Genomic DNA, 17,558 nt, shown 5'->3' with positions numbered 1-17,558 from the left:
ATGCGGCTTCAGGACAAGACAGCGATTGTAACCGGCGGGGCTTCGGGCTTTGGCGCGGGGATCGTGCGCAAGTTTCACGCCGAAGGGGGCAAGGTGCTGATTGCGGACCTCAACACAGAGATGGCGCAGGCCTTGGCGGATGAGCTGGGCGCGGGGGTTGAGGTGATCACCACCAATGTGGCGGATTCGGCGGACGTGCAAAAGATGGCTGATCGGGCCATGGAGCTTTGGGGGCAGATCGACATCCTGATCAACAACGCCGGTGTCACGCACCTGCCCGCCGCGATGGAGGATATCTCGGAAGAGGACTTTGACCGCGTGATCGCGGTGAACGTTAAATCGGTCTACCTGACCGCTCGCGCTATCGTGCCGCTGATGAAGGAACGAGGGCAGGGTGCAATCCTCAATGTTGCCTCCACCGCAGGGGTCAGCCCGCGCCCCAAGTTGAGCTGGTACAACGCCTCTAAAGGCTGGATGAACAATGCGACCAAAGGGATGGCGGTGGAACTGGCCCCTGCGGGCATCCGCGTGAACGCACTGAACCCCGTGGCCGGAGAAACCCCGCTGCTCAAGAGCTTTCTGGGCGAGGATACGCCCGAAATGCGGGCCAAGTTTCTGGCGACCATCCCGCTGGGCCGCTTCTCTACACCTGAAGACATGGGCAATGCAGCCTGCTACCTTTGCTCGGACGAAGCCAGCATGATCACCGGGGTTTGCATGGAGGTGGATGGGGGTCGCTGTATCTGACAACGCGACAGTTGCATGGATCGCAAATTCAGCGTACTTAGGATTAAGTTAGCGCTAACATATTGGGAGAAATCACATGGTTCAGGCCAAGATCCAAGAGATTACCGACCGCATCATCGACCGTAGCGGCCCCAGCAGGGACGGCTATCTTGAGCGGATGCGCAATGCGACCAGCAAAGGGCCATCGCGCGCGCATTTGTCGTGTAGCGGGCAGGCGCATGCCTATGCTGCGGCGGGTGTGGATCAAGCGCCGCTGGCGACTGGCGTGGGTGGAAATCTTGGCATAGTGACGGCCTATAACGACATGCTGTCGGCGCATCAGCCGTTCGAGCATTTCCCCGATGTGATCCGCGCCGCCGCCCGCAGTGTCGGCGGCACTGCGCAGGTTGCAGGCGGCGTGCCTGCCATGTGCGATGGCGTGACCCAGGGCGAGGCGGGTATGGAGCTGAGCCTGTTTTCACGCGATGTAATCGCGATGGCCGCCGGAGTGGCGCTGAGCCACAACGTGTTTGACGCCGCCGTATTCCTGGGTGTCTGTGACAAGATCATCCCCGGTCTGGTGATCGGCGCACAGGCCTTCGGCCATCTGCCCGCCGTTTTTGTTCCTGCGGGTCCCATGACCAGCGGTCTGGCCAATGATGACAAGGCGCAGGTCCGCCAGAAATTTGCCGCAGGCGAAGTGGGTCGACCCGAATTGATGGCCGCTGAAATGGCCGCCTATCACGGACCGGGCACCTGCACCTTTTATGGTACGGCCAACACCAACCAGATGCTGATGGAATTCATGGGCCTGCACCTGCCGGGGTCCAGCTTTGTCACGCCAAATACCGATATGCGGCAGGCGCTGACGACCGAGGCCGCGCGGCGTGCACTGTCGCTTTCGGCGCTGGGCAACAGCTATACACCGGTCTGCGATATTCTGGATGAAAAGGCTTTTGTGAACGGCATGGTCGGGCTGATGGCGACGGGTGGCTCGACCAACCTGTTGATCCATCTGGTCGCAATGGCACGGGCGGGGGGCATCATGCTCACGCCTGAAGACTTCTCTGAGATCTCCGACATCGTGCCGTTGCTGGCGCGGGTCTATCCCAACGGTTTGGCGGACGTGAACCATTTCCATGCGGCAGGCGGTCTGGGCTATATGATCGGCCAATTGCTGGAAGGCGGGCTGCTGCACCCCGATACCAAGACTGTCGCGGGTGGGGGGCTTGCGGAATATACCCAAGAGCCTTTCTTGCAAGACGGAGAGTTGATCTGGCGTGAGGGCACGAAAGAGAGCCTGAATGACAAGATCCTCAAGCCCGTCACGGATCCATTTCAGGCCACGGGCGGTTTGAAACGGCTGGCCGGATCCCTTGGGACGGGCGTGATCAAAGTGTCCGCGGTCAAACCGGAGTTCCATGTGATCGAGGCACCGGCGCGGGTGTTTCACAATCAGGAAGAAGCGAAGGCCGCGTTCAAGGCAGGCGAGTTTACGGGTGACGTCATCGTTGTTGTGCGTTTCCAGGGACCGAAAGCCAACGGTATGCCGGAACTGCACAGCCTGACGCCGATGCTGGCGATCCTTCAGGGGCGTGGGCATAAAGTAGCGATGATTACCGACGGGCGCATGTCGGGTGCGTCGGGCAAGGTGCCTGCCGCGATCCATGTCTGTCCCGAAGCGATGGACGGCGGGCCAATCGCACAGGTGCGCGACGGAGACATGCTGCGCGTTGATGCGGTGGCAGGAACGCTGGAAAACCTCGCGCCGGATGCTGCAGATCGTACCCCGGTAACCGCCGATCTCAGCGGCAATCACGCAGGTACGGGCCGCGAGCTATTCGCGCCCTTCCGTGCTGCGGTGGGTGCTGCAGATGACGGTGCCACTGTCTTTGGCTGGTAAGGAAAACGCTATGACTGAACGCAATCGCTCTGTCGAAACCCGCAAGCTTTGTGCTCTTGCGCCAATCATTCCGGTGCTTGTGGTGCATGATGTGGCCCATGCCCGCCCGCTCGCCGAAGCGCTGGTGCGGGGTGGTCTCCCGGTGCTTGAAGTGACCCTGCGCACCCCCGCAGCACTAGATGTCATCACCGAAATGGCATCGGTCGAAGGGGGACATGTCGGCGCGGGTACCCTCGTAACCCCTGCGGACGTCACGGCAGCGGTCAAAGCCGGCGCAACCTTTGGTGTCTCTCCGGGGTCTACGCCTGCGTTGCTGGACGCTGCCGAAGCCGCCAGCTTGCCGATGCTGCCCGGTGCTGCTACCGCGTCCGAGGCGATGGCGCTGCTGGAACGCGGTTATGATGTGCTGAAATTTTTCCCTGCAGAAGCGTCGGGCGGTGTACCGGCTCTTAAAGGGATCGGCGGTCCGCTGCCGCAAATCACGTTTTGCCCCACGGGAGGTGTGAACCCAAAGAACGCGCCCGATTATTTGGCCCAGCCCAATGTCATCTGCGCGGGCGGCAGCTGGGTCTGCCCCTCCGATCTGGTGGCCGCAGGCGACTGGGATCAGATCGAAGCCTTGGCGCGTGAGGCCAGCCAGCTGGCACGCTGACTGGCTCAGTGTCGTGTTATGGAGAGCTGCGCGAGATCGTGCGGCAGAACTGGATTGCGTGGTCGATTGAGAGGTTGGAGCCGGGCACATCCAGCGAAGCGCCAACGCTGAACACCGACTGCGGTGCGGCGGTGCCAGGGTCGAGGCCAAAGGTCACCGGACCGCTGTTCGCGGCTTTTGCTTGCTGAATATAAACCCGCGTCGTGCCGGACTGGCCCAGAACCCGCATCGCATAATCGGCAGCAGCACACCATGTACCTTGTGCCCCATACCGACCGGACGAAGGTACTGAAAAACTGCTGTTGGTGACGGGGGTGACTTCAACCTTGTTCTGGGCTGTGTAGGTCTGCGCATTGGCTGTCGCGGCAAGGGCGACGAAGGGCAGCGCCATCAAGAATTTGCTTTGCATAGTTCTTATCCTTTGGTGTTGTTTGTTTGAAATCTGGGCCTAGAAACGACGCCGCCAAGGGGATGGTTCCGCTTCTCTTTAAAACGTGATGGGCGGGTGAGCGGGCAAAGCGCATATCGACAAAGACGGGTTTCTATGGAATGCACCTGCCCGACTGGGATCAAACCAAAAGGCATATTCAAGCATGGCGACGTGGCAAGATCTTGAGACCGAGTTGGAGCTGTGGCGGGCAGCGGGTGAACGGCCCACGTTCTGGTGGCGCGACGACGACACGGAAGCACCCACCGATGCATTGCGCCGCTTGATTGGTTTGAGTGGGAAATACGGTGCACCTTTGCATCTGGCCGTGATCCCCGCGCAGATTGATCCGGGGCTTGCGCCCCTGTTGGAAACCGCGCCGCATGTCTGGTCCATGCAGCACGGCTTTGCTCATAAAAACCACGAACCCAAAGGCTTGCGCGCCTCCGAAGTGGGCGTATCGCGTGATCTGGCGCTGCAGGAAACGGACCTGCGCGAGGGCTGGCGACGGATGCAGGCTGCAGCCTTGCCACGTCTTACGCCAATCTTTGTGCCGCCGTGGAACCGCATCGGTGATCAAGTGGTGCCGCATCTTTCGGACTGGGGCTATCTCGCGCTTTCGGGTTTTGACCGGCGCAGCCTGCGCCAGCATCCTTCCGGCTTGCACCAGATCAACGGCCATATCGAACCGCTGCGCTGGCGGCCCGACGCGCAATTCGCGGGCGAGGCCAAGACGCTTGAGCAATGTGTCACGCACCTCCGAGAACGCCGCACAGGCCTTGCTGACAAGGACGAAGCAACAGGGCTGGTCACCCACCATCTGCAAACCCCGGAGGTGGTTTGGGAGTTCTGCGATGCCCTTGCCGCGCGTCTGTCCCACAACAATCGCGCCGACTGGATCGCCATTGATCCGTTGGTCAGGGAGCAAACCAATGCTTGATATCGCCTATGCCCGCCCAGATGAACGCGAGGAAGTCGCACAGTTCATGAACGACGTCTTTGTTCGGGCCAAGTGGGATATCGAGGGATGGCGCACCTTGCTCGCTGGACGGTGGTGCGGGCCTGAGGGCCGCTATGCGATCATCGTGCGGGACGCAGGCCGTATGATCGGTGTGCTGGGCTTGGTCTATGCCGAACGCATCACCAGCGCCGGACGTCGCACCACGGCGGATATGACCTCCTGGTATGTGCTCAAAGAATATCGCGGGCAGGGCATCGGCCAGAAGATGATCAAGCTGGCAACCTCTGACCCGGCGGTGACGGTGACCAATTTCTCATCCGCCAAAGCGGCGGTGAAGGTGCTGGTCAACGCAGGCCTGACCGTATTGGATGCGGAACGCCTGGTCTGGCATCCGCGCGACGCGGCGGCAGGGTTTACACTGCACGAAAATGCACTGACCATTGCCGACAGGTTAAACCGCAAAGATCGCAAAATCATAGAGGACCATCAGGGCCTGCGTCTGCGTCATCTGGCGATTGACACGCCAGAGGGATTGGTCGCGATGGTCGTCTACCCACAGCAAAAGAACGATGAATTCGTTACCCACGAGATCATGTACCTGGGTGATCAGCCTCTTTTTGCAAAATATGCTGCCGAAATTGCATCGGTCGTCCTGCCCGCAACCGCCGCGATCCTGTCGCTGGATCGCCGATTTGCGGCACCCGGTATCGTCCCCGACGAGGTCCGCCAGTTCGCCACGCCCCGTTACTGCCAGCCCGGCCTTCTGGATCCTTCCGAGATCGACATGCTCTACTCAGAATGTGTGCTGTTGCCGATCAAAATTCACTGAGCGCACAGGTGCATCTGCGCGCCTGATCCGGTCACCATCCAGCACCTTCGCACAAAATACAGGCAGTCCCTGTCAAATGCCTCTAGTTTAGAAGGGGATCATTGTCACACCACCGAATTGCGATAGATTAGGTGCATGATAGGCAAACCTTCACCTTTCGATGAAATGCAGGGTCCGGATGGCCCACGTTATCCATACGCCACATACGGCGACTGGTTTGCCAAACAGAACAACGAACGGTTGGCGAAAAAAACGAGCGAAGCCGAAGCGTTTTTTCGCAGCACCGGCATTACCTTTAATGTCTACGGCCAGACTGATGCCGAGGAACGCCTGATTCCTTTCGATCTGGTGCCCCGTATCCTGTCGTCGCGCGAATGGACCAAACTGGCCAAGGGGATCGACCAGCGCGTCCGTGCTATCAACGCATTTTTGCACGATATCTATAACCGGCAAGAGATCATCCGTGCGGGCATTGTCCCGATGGAGTTGATCGCTAAGAATGACGCTTTCCTGCCGCAGATGATCGACTTCAGCCCGCCGGGTGGCGTTTACACCCATATCGTTGGCACTGACATTGTGCGCACGGGCGAGGATGATTTCTTTGTCTTGGAAGACAATGCGCGAACCCCTTCTGGCGTCAGTTATATGCTGGAAAATCGCGAAACGATGCTGAAAATGTTCCCCGAATTGTTCAGCAAAGTCAAAGTGCAGCCGGTCAGCGACTATCCCAAAGAGCTGCGCCGGTCGTTGGAAGGCTCCGCGCCCAAGTCTTGCGGCGGGCGGCCCTGTGTCGCGGTGCTGACGCCCGGTATCCATAACTCGGCTTATTACGAACACAGCTTTCTGGCCGACCAGATGGGGGTGGAGTTGGTCGAAGGGCATGACCTGCGGGTGGTGGGTGGCCATATCGCCATGCGCACCACCAAGGGTTACAAGGTGATTGACGTGCTTTATCGCCGGGTGGACGATGAATTCCTGGATCCGCTGACCTTCAATCCAAATTCGCTGCTGGGCGTGCCGGGCATTATGGATGTCTACCGCGCTGGTAATATTGCCATCGCAAATGCGCCGGGCACGGGCGTCGCTGATGACAAGGCGATTTACAGCTACATGCCGCAGATCGTCGAATTTTACACCGGCGACCGAGCGATACTGAAGAACGTCGAAACACACCGCTGTTCAGAGCCGCAATCGCTGCAATATGTACTCGATAACCTCGCCGATCTGGTGGTCAAGGAAGTCCACGGATCTGGGGGCTATGGCATGTTGGTCGGGCCTGCAGCATCGAAACAAGAGCTTGCTGATTTCGCGGATAAACTGCGTGCCCGCCCCGGCAATTATATTGCTCAGCCCACGCTATCGCTGTCTACCGTACCGATCTTTACCGAAAGCGGGCTGGCCCCGCGCCATGTTGACCTGCGCCCCTTTGCGCTGGTGTCGCCCACGGGGGTGAACATCATTCCCGGCGGCCTGACCCGTGTGGCGCTGACCGAAGGGAGCCTTGTCGTCAACTCAAGCCAGGGCGGCGGCACCAAAGACACTTGGGTCTTGGGGGACTAATATGCTGGGTAAAACCGCAGGTGGCCTGTACTGGATGTTCCGCTTTCTGGAGCGGGCGGAGAATACGGCCCGACTAATCGAGGCTGGCTTTCGCATCGCACTGACCCGGTCAAGCGATGCCGAGGCGGAATGGCGATCCGTGATAACGACCTCTGCCGTGCGTCAGGCCTATGAGAACAAACACGATGGATACGATAGTGCGCGGGTGACGGATTTCCTGCTGCGCGATACCGACAACCCCAGCTCTGTCCTGTCTGTAATGAAACAGGCGCGGAATAATGCCCGTATGGTGCGCACGGCGCTGACGACCGAAGTCTGGTTGGCTGTGAACGAAACCTGGATGCTGTTCAACGAGGTTCTGAAGGAGCCTGTCGAAGAAACAGAATTGCCCGACGTGTTGGCCACCATCCGACAGCAGTCCGGGCTGGTGCGCGGTGCCTTGCATGGCACAATGCTGCGCAACGACCTTTATGATTTCTGCCGTTTGGGCACCTTCATTGAGCGGGCCGATAGCACGGCGCGGATCATCGACGTGAAATATTATTCCCTCCTGCCTGCGCCGTCCTTTGTGGGCAGCAGCATGGATAACGTCCAATGGGAAACTCTGCTCAGGTCCGTGTCGGCGCATCGGTCGTTCCGCTGGGCCGTCGATTCAGAGTTCAATGCCACAAGCATCGCATCCTTTCTGATCCTAGACCGACGCATGCCGCGATCTCTCGCGTTCAGCGCCGGGCAAATTGTCGATAACCTTGGCCAACTAGCCGAGGAATATGATATGCCGATGCCAAGCTATGATATGGCCCGTGCGCTTCGGGCGCGGCTCAAGGATCGGGACATCAATGCGATTTTCGAAGAAGGCCTTCACGAATTCATAACCTCGATCCTTCAGGACGTGGCGAGGCTGGGTCAACAGATTGAAAATGATTACAGGTTCACGCGCTAGATGCTGCTGAAAATCCGCCATGAAACCCGGTACACCTATGACCGGCCCGTCGATTATGCCTTGGAAAAGCTGCGGTTGCGGCCGTTGTCTTCTGCTGTGCAAACCGTCAGCAGCTGGGCGCTTGAGGTTGAGGGCGGCAAGATCGAATGCGGGTATTCGGATCATTACGGCAACCATGTCGATCTGATCAGCACCGACATCGGCGGCACCGATCTGGTTGTGCGCGTCGAAGGACAGGTTGAGACGTCTGATACATCCGGTGTTTTCGGTAGTGTCTACGGGCGGGCGCCACTTTGGCATTTTCAACAAGTGACACCGCTGACCACCGTCGGCGCAGCGGTCGAACCATTTGTCAGCATTGTGCAGGGTGCGGACACGGTGTTGAACGGTCTACATGCGCTCTCTTCCGCAGTGATCAAGGCTGTGCCCTATGCGTTCGGCAAAACCGATGCCACCACAACGGCGGAACAGGCGCTGGCAGTGGCGGCGGGCGTCTGTCAGGACCATGCGAATATTTTCATCGCCGCCGCCCGCGCTGCGGGGGTGCCCGCCCGCTATGTCAGCGGCTATCTTTTGATGGACGACCGGGTGGATCAGGATGCCAGCCATGCCTGGGCCGAGGCGCATGTAGATGGGCTGGGCTGGGTCGGCTTTGATGTGTCAAACGCGGTTGCACCCGATGAAAGATATGTGCGTCTGGCGATTGGCCGCGATGCGGCCGATGCGGCACCCATTTCGGGCATGCGATTGGGGCCATCTGACGAAGCGATGGTGGTCACCGTTCAGGTTCAGCAGTAGCGGTTGACGCGATGCCGCTAAAATCGTTCTTTCGCTCCATATTCTGCGAAAGCCCTTACCCACATGCCTGATACTTCCGATCTCAAGAGCCGCTTTCTGGCAAACCAAGGTCTTGGTGATGCCGCTTTGGTGCCGCTGCAAGCGGACGCATCGGCGCGCCGCTACTCACGGCTTGAAGGGCAAAACCTTTTGCTGATGGAGGACCCGACCGATCCTGTTGGTTTTGACGCCTTTGTCCGACTGGCCGCGCATCTGGCGACGCTTGGACTAAGCGCACCTGTGGTCCATGCGACCGATCCCTCACAGGGGGTCGCCCTGATCGAAGACTTCGGGACCGGCACCTATGGCACCCTGCTTAATTCAGGCGGGGATGAGGCGGCTCTCTACGCTCTGGCCATCGACGCTCTGGTGCATCTGCACAGCCATCCGCAGGCGACTGCGGTAAATGTACCGGTTTTTGATACTTCGCTTCTGCTTGATGAGCTGTCGATCTTTTCGCACTGGTTTATCCCCGAATTTTTCGCAGAAGTCAGTGTGCCCGATTTTGACCAAGCCTTTCGTGCGCTGTGGCGCAAAGCCCTTACGCCGCTTGAGGCGCATCAATCCGCTCTGGTCCTGCGGGATTTTCACATCGACAACCTGATGCTGTTGGCGGACCGCCGCGGGATCGCCCGATGCGGACTGCTCGACTTTCAGGATGCGGTGCGGGGGGCAGGCGAATACGATCTGATGTCCCTCCTGCAAGACGCGCGCCGCGATCTTGCCCCCGGGTTGGAGGAGGCGATGCTGGCGCGGTATATCGCAGAGGCACCCGCGCAACTTGGCGAGCCCGAGCACATCATGCACCGCTATCACCTGCTGGGCGCACAACGGCACACGCGGTTGGCGGGGCTTTTCCCGCGCCTGAACAGGCGGGATGGCAAACCGGGCTATTTGCGGTTCATGCCACGGGTCATGCGCCAGATGCAGACAGCGCTTGCAGCGGCGGGCCTGACCGAAATCAGCGATTTTCTGGATCAGACCCTGCCGGGTTGGCAGGATGTGGCAAAGACCTAGACTTTGTTGACGCATCCGCCATAGTTCGCGCCCGATGTTCGCTCAAGCCCCGCTTGCATAGTGATCATATCGGCAATGGTGCAAGCGGCTTAACTGACCGCCGCCAATCCTTTATCCAGTGCTGCCAGTATCACATCAACCTGAGCTTCGGAGATGATCAGAGGCGGCGATAGGATCACATTCGGCCCGGAAATGCGTATCATCGCACCCGCCTCATAGGTCGCTTGGTGCAGGGTATTGGTGGTCTTCTTGTCCACGGGTTTCTTGGTGCCGCGGTCGCTGACCAGTTCGATCGCGCTCATCAACCCGTGGCCACCGCGCACGTCCCCGATCACATCATAGGTCTGCGCCAGGCGTGTGAGGCCTTCGAACATCTGCGTCCCGCGCAGTCCTGCGTTGTCCTTGACCTTAAGCCGCTCAGTTTCTTTCAGACAAGCAATCGCCGCCGCCGCGCCGACAGGATGACCCGAATAGGTATAGCCCGAAGCGATGGCCCCCATGCCGCTGGTGTCTTTCTCGAACACCTCTGCCACCTTGTCGTTGATCATGGCCGCCCCGAAAGGGAAGTACCCGTTGGTGATCGCCTTGGCGGTACACATCATATCGGGTTTCACGCCCCAGTGCCGCGAACCCGTCCAACTGCCGGTGCGGCCAAACGCGGTGATGACTTCATCCGCCACAAGCAAGATACCGTGCTTGTCGCAGATCTCGCGCACGCCAGGCATAAAGCAGGCATGCGGCGGGATCACACCGCCCGCGCCCAGGATCGGCTCCATGATAAAGGCCGCGATGGTGTTGGCCCCCTGAAAGGCAATCTCGTCTTCCAACGCTGCAAGACACAACTGCGCCAACCGCTCAGGGTCGGTTTCGTTGAAGGGGTTGCGATAGGTATAGGGGGCGGGAATGTGGTAGCAGCCGGGCATCATCGGCTCATACATATTACGGAAGTTGGCATTCCCATTGACGCTGGCACCCAGCGTATGCGTGCCGTGGTACCCTTTTTTCAGCGAAAGATATTTGACGCGCCCGGCCTCGCCCCTGATTTTGTGATACTGCCGCGCCAGCCGCAAAGCGATCTCGATTGAATCCGACCCGCCAGAGGTAAAGAACGCACGGGTCATTCCTTCGGGCTCGAAAAAGTCCTTGAGCATCTGGCTCAGCTCGATGACCGCGTCATTGGTGGTGCCGCGAAAGATGGAATAGTAGGGCAAAGCGTCAAGTTGCGTGGCAATGGCCTGTTTTACCGGCGCGCAGGAATAGCCCAGATTCACGTTCCAAAGCCCGCCGACCGCATCCACGGTGCGGTGCCCGTCAATATCGATGATCTCGACCCCTTCGCCGCCTACGATGATGTCAGGCGGGTTGGCAAGGCTGTCAGCAGGATGGGTCATCGGATGCCAAAGATTGCGGGCATTATGTTCCTTGAGGAAATTGTCATCTTTCATGGCAGGATACCTTCTATTGGGCTTGCGACAGGGCCGGATTGGCGGTGTCGGTTGCATTGAATTGGGGGTGCAGGCCGCCAAGCGACCGGGTGGCAGTGTGGGCAGCGGCAAGAAGTTTCTGGCCAATGATGCGCTGGCCTTCGGACGTGGCGCGGGCTTGCGGGACCGCGACAGACAGCGCGCCGATCACCCGTCCGTGCTGATCAAACAGCGGTGCCCCTTGCGAGATAACCTCGCTGTCGAAGCTGCCCGCCATCAGGCTGATCCCGCTGTGGCGGATTTTGGCAATCATCTCGCGCAGTTTATCCGGTTCAGTGGGGGTGCCGGGCGTCAGTGCCGCAAGGGGGTGGTTCAGGATACGGCCTTGCAAGGCGGCTTCGGCAAAGGCCAGAACCGCCATACCGCCAGAGGTCGCGTGCAACGGCAGGCGCTCTGCTTCGTCGAAATGCACCTGCGTGCCGTGGCGCAGCGGGTCGGCATGGACAAGCGGCGATAACATATCGCCCTCCAGTAGCGAGGCATGGGCCAGCTCACCCACGGCATCCGCCAGCTCGGTCACAATGGGCCGCAACAGACGGCGCATGGGAAAGGCCGCTTCGCGCACCGCAGCCAGCCGCAACAGTGCAGGCCCGAGCCGGTAGGCGCGGCTCGCTGCATCTTGTTCCAGAAAGCCGTTTTCCTCCAATTCGTTCAAGTGGCGATGCACGGTTGCTTTGTCCCGTTGGGACAGGCGCACAAACTCGCCCAACCCGATCTCGGACCGGGAGGCGGAGAAGTGGTTCAACAATTCCAGTGCCTTGGATATCGTTCCCATAGTGGTCTAGCCTCCCGCCTTCGCCGCCACGGCCTGTTCGAAGAACCGGGCGATTTCTTCGGCAAAGGCGATGCTGTCGGCGGGCGAGGCAAGAGAGGCTCGAGCGGCCTCGGTGACCTCTGGCCCGACCTCATCTGCGTAGTGATCCACCAGATCGGTGATGAATGTGTGATCCATTTCTGGATGGTGCTGCACGGTAAAGACATCGTTGCCAATCGCGAAACCTGCAATCGGGCAGCCGGGGGCGGTAAGGACGGTTTTGGCCCCCTTGGGCAATGCGCCGACCTGTTCGATATGAGAGCCGTAAAGCGACAATTGCTCTTGGTCGCCAGCCCAGGGTGTGGCCTCTGAACGTGTGATCTCAAGCCGTCCGTGGCCCCAGCCCTGCGGGTTTCGCACAATTGGCGCACCCAATGCCGATGCAATCAACTGATGCCCGAAACAGGTCCCGAACAGCGGTTGGCCTCTCTCAATGATGCGCTGCACCAGGGCCTTCAGCGGAGCAATCCACGGCAAGTCAGCATGGACCGAAGACGGACTGCCGGTGATCATCACGCCGTCAAACGCAGCAATATCTGGCGGGAACTCGCCCTTGCAGACCCAAACAGGCGTGCAGGTCCAGTCCGGGCGCACCGCCTTGATCATCGCCGCAAATTTCGCGCCATCATCGGGACGGGCGCGGGCAAAGTCGCTGTCGTCAGTATTGGTGATCAGGGTGGCCAGCCGCATATCAGATAAACCACACATAGAAATCGAGCAGGGCATTCGGCTCCAGATCGCGGGTCTTGCGGTACTCGCGTTCCTTCATGAAAAGCTGGTGTTCGACAAGCTCTGGCCCGACGGCCTGTGTCAGCGCGGTGTCAGCTTGCAGATCCCGCATTGCAGCCCGCAGGTTCGGCGCGGTGCCATGCTTGGCATCGGTCTTGTCAAATCCGTCGCCTGTCTCGATGGGCGGAAGGGGCAGCTTGCCCTCAAACCCCAGTCGCGCGGCCTGCAGCACCGCAGCAGTCGCGGTATAGGGATTGGCGCTGGCGTCGGCCATACGGTGTTCCAGCCGCGCCTTTGCCCCGCCTTCGCAGGACACGCGGGTGGTTACGGCGCGGTGATCGCCGCCCCAGTTCTGCCAATAGCCCGAAAGGGACGCCGGTTGCAGCCGCAGGTAGGAGCTGGTGGTGGGCGCGACGAGGCCTGCCAGCCCCTTATGATGCTCGACCAATCCAGCCAGACAGCCACGCGACAAATCATTGAGGTGATCGGGGCCTCCTTGCAGCCCGCTCGCCAGCGCGTTCTGGCCGTTTTCATCGACAAAGGAAAAGTTGATGTGCATCCCCGATCCACCGGTTTCGGCAATAGGTTTCGGTAGGAAGGTCAGGATGATACCATGGTCCAGCGCAATTTCCCGCGCCATCAGACGAAAGAGCACGATATCGTCTACCGCCTTGAGGGCATCGTCGAATGTCAACGTGTACTCGAATTGCGGGCTGTCATATTCCGCCGTGATCATATCGAGGGTAAAGCCCAACTCTTCTGCCTTGCGCCAGATCAGATCGTTCATGCGCATCGGGTCTGAAAACGGTCCGGTACCATAAACCACGCCGCCCGGCGCATCATAAGGGCGCAGGCGCCCGTTTTCATCACCTTGAAAGGCATAGGCCTCAAGCTCGATTCCGACCTTCGGGGTCAACCCAAGTTTTTGCCAATCCGCAATCGCCCGTTTCAACGCGCCGCGTGGGCAAAGCGGCAAGGGCGCACCATCGGTGTCATATAGATCGCCCAGAACAACCTTGGTCGCCGGTTCCCAGCTGTCGCGGATATCGTCTGCCCGCCAACGCAACTCCATATCCGGCATCCCCTCGCGGACCATCGCATGCGGCGCTTCAAGCAGCAGATCACGATCGTAGTGTACGCCAAAGGTCGCGCGAGCAAAGCGGGTGTCATTGTCGCCGATCTTAGAGCCTGGCAAATACTTGCCACGGGGGATCGAAAGATGGTCGATGAACAGGGCGCGAAGACGGTCGGACATGTGATACCTCAGTTCAGCGTGACACGGACGGGCAGACGCTTGATACCGCCCACGAAATTCGAGCGGACAAATGCCTCCGGTCCGGTAAGTTCCACGGCCTTGATCCGCTTGACCAACTCCTGAAACAGCACCCGGATTTCCAACCGTGCCAGATGCATGCCCAGACAGACATGCGGCCCGCCCTGACCAAAGCCAAGCTGGCGATTTGGTTTGCGCGCGAGATCCAGCTTGTAGGGATCCGCGAACATGGCGTCGTCGCGGTTGGCCGAGCAGAACCAGTAGAGCACCTTGTCGCCCGCCTTGATTTGCTGCCCATGTACCTCGACATCCTTGGTGGCTGTGCGGCGGAAATATGTGGCGGGGGAGGCCCAGCGGACAATCTCGTCGGGTGCCGTGCCCCAGACATCGCCAGCCTGCATCTGCTCCAACAGCCCCGGTTGACGCGCGAGCGCTTGAATACCTGCGGCAATGGAGTAGCGTGTGGTGTCATTGCCCGCCGCGACCAGCAGGCAAAAGAAGTTGCGAAATTCGGTTTCGGAAATCGTCTCGCCATTCTCGTCCGGTTGCAGGATCAGATGCAAAATGCCGTCGGTGTCGCCTCGGGCGTTTTTTTTCTCCATCAGATCGCGGGCGTATTCATACAGCTCTGCGCCCGCAGGCGAGTTGAAGGGCATCAGGCGGTAGGCGTCCGTTTCCATCCGGTCGGCCACATGGTCGGTGAAATCAGGGTCGGTATTGGCCATCAGCGCATCGCCCTTGTCGACCAGCCAGCCAAGGTCTTCATCCGGCACGCCGAGGATCTGGCCCAGCATCCGCATCGGCAATTCACGCGCGATGGCGTGGGTCGCGCAAAATTCGCCCTGTGCCAGAGCCGCATCCAGTATGGGATGGCAGAGATCACGGATTTGCTCTTCGAACCCGGCCACAACACCGGGCGAAAAGGCACGGGCAACTTTCATCCGCACTTTGCGGTGATCGGTACCGTCAGTTTCCTGAAAGGTCCGGCGGGCCATGTATTCCTCATGGGTCTGGTCTTCCATGCGGATGCCCTGGGCGGACGAAAACGTCTCGGTGTCGCGGATCATGCGATCAATATCGGCATGGCGGGTGATCGACCAATATCCTTCGCCCTGATCAAACTCAGACCAGTGGCAGGGTGCCTCACGCCGCAGTCGTTCAAAGGTGTTATAGGGCGCACCCCGGGCAAAGCTGTCATGCGCGCCCAGATCGGCATGGCCGTCGTCTTCAGGAACCCAAATGGTCATATTTCCGCTTTCTTCTTTGCTGTTTGGTGCGCACTTCGAAGTGCCGGGTTTTGCGTCCCGCAATGCGTTTTGCGAAGTGATGCGAGGCTTTGCGTGCGGGCGTGCGGCGGTCCACCGGCTGCCATTCCCGCCAGACGCGCCAAAGCGTGCCAAGCAGGATAAGCGCGATCAGGCAGAACAGGATGAACGCGATGGGCCTGTCGATGAAATCAAGCGGTGTCTTCACCCGGTTCATCGAGGCCCGCAGCTTCACCTCCATGATGCCGCCCAGCACCATGCCCAGAATGATTGGCACCACCGGCATGTTCAGCCGCTTGAGGACAAAGCCAATCAGACCAAAAACTGCGGCGATGGCGCAATCTACCGCCGAGTTGCGGATCGAATAGACGCCGACAAAGCTGAGCAGCAGAATGCACATACCCAGAAACCGGTTCGGGATCCGCGTCAGATGCACCAGCCATCCTGTCGAGATCAGCAGGAAGATCACCACCAGCACGTTCAGGATCAGCAGCGCGAGATAAAGCGCGATGACGAAATCCATCTGGTTCTGAAACAGGCCCGGCCCCGGCACCACATTGTGCACGTAGAACACCGAAAGCATCATCGCCGTCAGCGCTTCGCCGGGGATGCCAAGCGCCAGCAAGGGGATCATCGCCGCGGCGGGTACGGCATTGTTCGAGGCCTCAGAGGCGATCAACCCTTCGGACGACCCCTGGCCAAAAGCCTCCGGCGTTTTCGACAGTTTGCGGGCCGAGGTGTAGGACATGAACTGTGCCGTGAACTCGCCCACGCCGGGGATCATGCCCATGAAGACGCCGAAGCTGGCAGAGATTGCGGCAACACGGGGGTGGCGACCCAATTCGCGAAATCCCTGAAACAGCGATCCCCGAGATTTGCTCAGACGGATTTTTTCATCATCGGAGGTCAGCAGGATCAACGCCTGGCTAAGGGCGAATAGCCCCAGCACCACGACAATCAGGTTCACGCCGCTGGCGAGCCAGGTCTGATCAAAGGTGAACCGGCGTGTGTACTTGACCGGCTCCAGCCCGACGGTGGCGAGAAAGATGCCGAAACCCGTCAACGCCGTGGCGATGAGCATCTGACCTTTATGCGCGACGATCACGAGAATAATGCCCAGAAGGGCGGCCAGAAAAATCTCGCGGCTGCCGAACATCGGGGCAACCTTGGCCAGCAGCGGGGACAACAAAATCAGACAAACCACCGAGAAGACGCCGCCGAAAAAGCTGGCCGAATAGGCGAGCGACAGCGCCCGCCGTCCTTCGCCGCGCTGCGTCATGGGAAAGCCGTCGTAGGTGGTCAATGCGTTGACGGCAGTACCGGGCGTGTTGATCAGGATCGCCGGGATCGCGCCACCGAACATGGATGATCCGTAGATGCCCAAAAGAACAGTCAGCCCGACAATCGGGTCCATCGAGAACGTTGCAGGCAGCAGAATGGCGATGGCAACCGCAGGCCCCACCCCGGGGATCGCACCAATGGCGACACCGCCGATGGACCCGACGACCAGTGCCAGCACCACATCCCAGCGGGCCAGAACGTCAAATGCGGATAGAAGAAGCTCCATCACAGATACAGAATGAAGAAGTTGCGCAGGCCACCCGGCAACACTTCATAGAGCGCCGCACCGGGGATGCGCACCCCCAGTAGAGCCTTGAAGATCACCACAGTCACGAGCGCAAACACAGCCGCAAGCCCGATGTAAAACCGCCCGCGATAGCCCAAACGGTAGGACAGCGCGCAGGCGAAGATCACGCTCATTGGAAGAAAGCCCACGATCGGCACGGCAAAGACATAGCCCATGAACCATCCGATATATTCAAGCGGCTCAACCCAGCGTCGGGCTTCGGTCCAGTCTTGTGGCCGTGCACGGCGGCGCTGCATCCGCAGCAGGTGCAGACCAAAGCCCGCAACCATAAGCGCCAGTGCAACAGCAGGCCAGAAACGCGGCTGTGCAGGCACGGATTTGCTGTTCTCGATCCAGGCGGTTTGCGTCGTGATCTGCGACAGCAGCACCAGCGACAGCGCAAGCGCACCGATGATAAATACCACTTGCCCGCTGCTGCGTGTCTTGGCTTGAAGTTCAGTTTCAATGCTCACTGGTGTGTCCCACAAAGGTGAAGGGGCCAGTGCGGCCC

General features: G+C 59.7%; 17 protein-coding genes. 9 read left to right on the top strand and 8 right to left on the bottom strand.

What is annotated here, in order from left to right; all coding sequences use genetic code 11:
• The 3 genes from Z945_RS0104565 to Z945_RS0104555 all read left to right on the top strand — a co-directional run bounded on the left by Z945_RS0104565 (position 1) and on the right by Z945_RS0104555 (position 3,281).
• Positions 1-747, top strand: a complete 747-nt coding sequence (locus Z945_RS0104565) for an SDR family oxidoreductase (RefSeq protein ID WP_025050932.1) — start codon at positions 1-3, stop codon at positions 745-747.
• A gap of 76 nt (positions 748-823) precedes the next feature.
• The gene (gene edd / locus Z945_RS0104560) at positions 824-2,629 is read left to right on the top strand and encodes a phosphogluconate dehydratase (RefSeq protein WP_025050931.1); all 1,806 of its coding nucleotides are present in this window, start codon (positions 824-826) and stop codon (positions 2,627-2,629) included.
• Between the two features lie 10 nt (positions 2,630-2,639).
• Complete coding sequence (locus Z945_RS0104555; protein WP_025050930.1) at positions 2,640-3,281, top strand: bifunctional 4-hydroxy-2-oxoglutarate aldolase/2-dehydro-3-deoxy-phosphogluconate aldolase; 642 nt, start codon at positions 2,640-2,642, stop codon at positions 3,279-3,281.
• Between the two features lie 16 nt (positions 3,282-3,297).
• Here Z945_RS0104555 and Z945_RS19995 read toward each other — a convergent pair whose 3' ends face one another.
• Positions 3,298-3,690, bottom strand: a complete 393-nt coding sequence (locus Z945_RS19995; protein WP_025050929.1) for a hypothetical protein — start codon at positions 3,688-3,690, stop codon at positions 3,298-3,300.
• 184 nt (positions 3,691-3,874) lie between these two features.
• Here Z945_RS19995 and Z945_RS0104545 point away from each other — a divergent pair, with 184 nt between their 5' ends.
• The 6 genes from Z945_RS0104545 to Z945_RS0104520 all read left to right on the top strand — a co-directional run bounded on the left by Z945_RS0104545 (position 3,875) and on the right by Z945_RS0104520 (position 9,855).
• Positions 3,875-4,648 carry a polysaccharide deacetylase family protein gene (locus Z945_RS0104545; RefSeq protein WP_025050928.1) on the top strand — a complete coding sequence of 258 codons (774 nt, stop codon included), beginning with the start codon at positions 3,875-3,877 and terminating at the stop codon, positions 4,646-4,648.
• Positions 4,641-5,498, top strand: a complete 858-nt coding sequence (locus Z945_RS0104540) for a GNAT family N-acetyltransferase (RefSeq protein ID WP_025050927.1) — start codon at positions 4,641-4,643, stop codon at positions 5,496-5,498. The genes Z945_RS0104545 and Z945_RS0104540 overlap by 8 nt, the downstream gene beginning before the upstream one ends.
• A 135-nt stretch (positions 5,499-5,633) precedes the next feature.
• Positions 5,634-7,058 (top strand): circularly permuted type 2 ATP-grasp protein, encoded by a 1,425-nt coding sequence (locus Z945_RS0104535; protein WP_025050926.1) that lies wholly within the window; start codon positions 5,634-5,636, stop codon positions 7,056-7,058.
• 1 nt (position 7,059) lies between these two features.
• Positions 7,060-8,001: an alpha-E domain-containing protein gene (locus Z945_RS0104530; RefSeq protein WP_025050925.1), complete on the top strand. Its 942-nt coding sequence runs from the start codon at positions 7,060-7,062 to the stop codon at positions 7,999-8,001.
• Positions 8,002-8,799 carry a transglutaminase family protein gene (locus Z945_RS0104525; RefSeq protein ID WP_025050924.1) on the top strand — a complete coding sequence of 266 codons (798 nt, stop codon included), beginning with the start codon at positions 8,002-8,004 and terminating at the stop codon, positions 8,797-8,799.
• Between the two features lie 63 nt (positions 8,800-8,862).
• Positions 8,863-9,855 (top strand): aminoglycoside phosphotransferase family protein, encoded by a 993-nt coding sequence (locus tag Z945_RS0104520; protein ID WP_025050923.1) that lies wholly within the window; start codon positions 8,863-8,865, stop codon positions 9,853-9,855.
• Positions 9,856-9,944: 89 nt separating this feature from the next.
• On the opposite strand, the gene Z945_RS0104515 is transcribed toward Z945_RS0104520, so the two are convergent.
• The 7 genes from Z945_RS0104515 to Z945_RS0104485 are packed head-to-tail and all read right to left on the bottom strand — an operon-like array spanning position 9,945 to position 17,520.
• Positions 9,945-11,300, bottom strand: a complete 1,356-nt coding sequence (locus Z945_RS0104515) for an aspartate aminotransferase family protein (RefSeq protein ID WP_025050922.1) — start codon at positions 11,298-11,300, stop codon at positions 9,945-9,947.
• 13 nt (positions 11,301-11,313) lie between these two features.
• Positions 11,314-12,114, bottom strand: coding sequence for an IclR family transcriptional regulator (locus Z945_RS0104510; RefSeq protein ID WP_025050921.1), 801 nt, complete (start codon positions 12,112-12,114; stop codon positions 11,314-11,316).
• A gap of 6 nt (positions 12,115-12,120) precedes the next feature.
• Complete coding sequence (locus Z945_RS0104505; RefSeq protein ID WP_025050920.1) at positions 12,121-12,843, bottom strand: type 1 glutamine amidotransferase; 723 nt, start codon at positions 12,841-12,843, stop codon at positions 12,121-12,123.
• A 1-nt stretch (position 12,844) separates the two neighbouring features.
• Positions 12,845-14,137: a type I glutamate--ammonia ligase gene (locus Z945_RS0104500; RefSeq protein ID WP_025050919.1), complete on the bottom strand. Its 1,293-nt coding sequence runs from the start codon at positions 14,135-14,137 to the stop codon at positions 12,845-12,847.
• A gap of 8 nt (positions 14,138-14,145) precedes the next feature.
• On the bottom strand, positions 14,146-15,402 hold the full coding sequence (locus Z945_RS0104495) for a cytochrome P450 (RefSeq protein WP_025050918.1): 1,257 nt from the start codon (positions 15,400-15,402) through the stop codon (positions 14,146-14,148).
• A complete protein-coding gene (locus Z945_RS0104490; protein WP_025050917.1) occupies positions 15,383-16,987 on the bottom strand; it encodes a tripartite tricarboxylate transporter permease in 1,605 nt (534 codons plus the stop codon). Before Z945_RS0104490 ends, Z945_RS0104495 begins: the two co-directional genes overlap by 20 nt.
• Positions 16,987-17,520, bottom strand: coding sequence for a tripartite tricarboxylate transporter TctB family protein (locus Z945_RS0104485; protein ID WP_037970604.1), 534 nt, complete (start codon positions 17,518-17,520; stop codon positions 16,987-16,989). Before Z945_RS0104485 ends, Z945_RS0104490 begins: the two co-directional genes overlap by 1 nt.
• Positions 17,521-17,558: the final 38 nt, after the last annotated feature.

The organism is Sulfitobacter noctilucae (genome assembly GCF_000622365.1).
Classification (GTDB): Bacteria; Pseudomonadota; Alphaproteobacteria; order Rhodobacterales; family Rhodobacteraceae; genus Sulfitobacter; species Sulfitobacter noctilucae.
This window is presented reverse-complemented; position numbering and strand designations above follow the sequence as displayed.

Coding starts and splice junctions, on each gene's coding strand:
- Z945_RS0104565 (WP_025050932.1), top strand. CDS start 1: ATGCGGCTTCAGGACAAGACAGCGATTGTAACCGGCGGGGCTTCGGGC.
- edd (WP_025050931.1), top strand. CDS start 824: ATGGTTCAGGCCAAGATCCAAGAGATTACCGACCGCATCATCGACCGT.
- Z945_RS0104555 (WP_025050930.1), top strand. CDS start 2,640: ATGACTGAACGCAATCGCTCTGTCGAAACCCGCAAGCTTTGTGCTCTT.
- Z945_RS19995 (WP_025050929.1), bottom strand. CDS start 3,690: ATGCAAAGCAAATTCTTGATGGCGCTGCCCTTCGTCGCCCTTGCCGCG.
- Z945_RS0104545 (WP_025050928.1), top strand. CDS start 3,875: ATGGCGACGTGGCAAGATCTTGAGACCGAGTTGGAGCTGTGGCGGGCA.
- Z945_RS0104540 (WP_025050927.1), top strand. CDS start 4,641: ATGCTTGATATCGCCTATGCCCGCCCAGATGAACGCGAGGAAGTCGCA.
- Z945_RS0104535 (WP_025050926.1), top strand. CDS start 5,634: ATGATAGGCAAACCTTCACCTTTCGATGAAATGCAGGGTCCGGATGGC.
- Z945_RS0104530 (WP_025050925.1), top strand. CDS start 7,060: ATGCTGGGTAAAACCGCAGGTGGCCTGTACTGGATGTTCCGCTTTCTG.
- Z945_RS0104525 (WP_025050924.1), top strand. CDS start 8,002: ATGCTGCTGAAAATCCGCCATGAAACCCGGTACACCTATGACCGGCCC.
- Z945_RS0104520 (WP_025050923.1), top strand. CDS start 8,863: ATGCCTGATACTTCCGATCTCAAGAGCCGCTTTCTGGCAAACCAAGGT.
- Z945_RS0104515 (WP_025050922.1), bottom strand. CDS start 11,300: ATGAAAGATGACAATTTCCTCAAGGAACATAATGCCCGCAATCTTTGG.
- Z945_RS0104510 (WP_025050921.1), bottom strand. CDS start 12,114: ATGGGAACGATATCCAAGGCACTGGAATTGTTGAACCACTTCTCCGCC.
- Z945_RS0104505 (WP_025050920.1), bottom strand. CDS start 12,843: ATGCGGCTGGCCACCCTGATCACCAATACTGACGACAGCGACTTTGCC.
- Z945_RS0104500 (WP_025050919.1), bottom strand. CDS start 14,137: ATGTCCGACCGTCTTCGCGCCCTGTTCATCGACCATCTTTCGATCCCC.
- Z945_RS0104495 (WP_025050918.1), bottom strand. CDS start 15,402: ATGACCATTTGGGTTCCTGAAGACGACGGCCATGCCGATCTGGGCGCG.
- Z945_RS0104490 (WP_025050917.1), bottom strand. CDS start 16,987: ATGGAGCTTCTTCTATCCGCATTTGACGTTCTGGCCCGCTGGGATGTG.